Origin of the sequence: Synechococcus sp. H70.1 (genome assembly GCF_047502705.1) — a bacterium.
Lineage (GTDB): Bacteria > Cyanobacteriota > Cyanobacteriia > Thermostichales > Thermostichaceae > Thermostichus.
This window is the reverse complement of record NZ_JANSIV010000113.1, coordinates 25,271-26,735: the sequence shown is the minus strand read 5'-3', so window position 1 is coordinate 26,735 and position 1,465 is coordinate 25,271. Positions and strand designations below refer to the sequence as shown.

Genomic DNA, 1,465 nt, shown 5'->3' with positions numbered 1-1,465 from the left:
TGTACGTCTTTTCTTACCACTGCTTGACCCAACTCTATTCCGCCTCCAGCCGTCCCAGCGCTTTGAAAACCATCTGCCCGGCGATGTTGCCCTACGATCTCTACGCCGATGCCGCCTACCCGGGGGGAGCCTTTGCCTTCTCCAACAACCTCAGCTGGGCGCTGCAACTGGAAGCTGAGGGAGCCCGCCGGCGGGGAGAGGCCAACGCTTACCAGGCCCTCTTCAAAGCCTCCCGCAACTTGCCCCTCTACGATCCCATCCCCCTCAAGCCGGGCGTGCTGCAGCAATACGCGCCCCAGTCCTACTACTTCGACTGGCTGGAGCACAGCGAGCCCGACGACTACTGGCGCCAGCTCTCCCCCCGACTAGAGGCGGTGGATCTGCCGATGTTGCACATTGGCGGCTGGTTTGACAGCTACCTGAGTGGCAGCCTGCGCCTCTACAAGGAGATGAGTGCCCGCAGCCGCAACCCTCAGTACCTGGTTGTGGGGCCCTGGGCCCACCTGCCGTGGGGGCGCAAGGTAGGAGCGCTGGACTTTGGCCCCGAGGCCGTCAGCCCCATCGATCGGCTGCAGGTGCGCTGGTTTGACCAGTTCCTCAAAGGCAAGGACACCGGGATCCTCCAGGAGCTGCCGGTGCGCCTATTCGAGATGGGAGCCAACCGCTGGCGCAGCTTAGAGGCCTGGCCCAACCCAGAGCCAAAAGCTTTTTACCTGCACAGCACTGGCCTGGCTGCCCTTTCTGAGTTCGAGGGATCCCTCCGCCCAGAACCCCCGCCGAGGCAGCAGTCGGATACTTTTGTTCACGATCCCTGGCGACCGGTGCCAGCGCTGGGGGGTCACCTGGTTTATCCTGCCGGGCCGCAAGAGCGCTCTGCCCTCGACTGCCGCACTGATGTTCTCACCTACACCACTCCCTCTCTGGAAACCGACCTCCTGCTGGCGGGGGACATCACGGCAGAGCTCTACGTCGAAGCCGACAGCCCCAGCTTTGATCTCTGTGCCGTGCTCTCCGTGGTCAGGCCGGACGGCCAGGTGTACAACTTTTCCCAGGGCTACCGCCGTCTGCGGGATCCCCAGCCCGAGGCTCCCATTTCAATCCCCTGTCAGCCCACCTGCATCCGCATTCCCCGCGGCCACGCCCTGCGCCTTAGCCTCAGCGCAGCCTGTTTCCCCGCCTACCCTGTTAACCCAGGCACAGGCCTACGGGAGGAGCGGCAGAGTGAAGCCCGCATTCTCACCCTTACTCTTCACAGCGGCGGCAACACACCTTCGCGGTTGAGCCTGCCTATTCTTGAGGAAAGCTAAAGCCTTCTAATACTACTGCAATCTCTGCTTACAAACAAACGCTAGGATGGGAACAGGTGGGGCACGGAAGCACCATGTTGCAAGACCCAAAGCTAATCCGGCACTATCAAGCTCTAACCGACGCGCTGGTGGACAGTTGGCATCGCGGCTATCAGCGC

General features: G+C 62.3%; 2 protein-coding genes. Both read left to right on the top strand.

From position 1 onward, the window contains the following. Positions 1 to 1,307: CocE/NonD family hydrolase (locus NW827_RS08150; protein WP_414503551.1), on the top strand; the 1,307-nt coding region annotated here is incomplete at its 5' end. A gap of 74 nt (positions 1,308 to 1,381) precedes the next feature. Beyond that, the coding region (locus tag NW827_RS08145) for a DUF6761 family protein (protein WP_414503553.1) at positions 1,382 to 1,465 on the top strand (84 nt) is incomplete at its 3' end.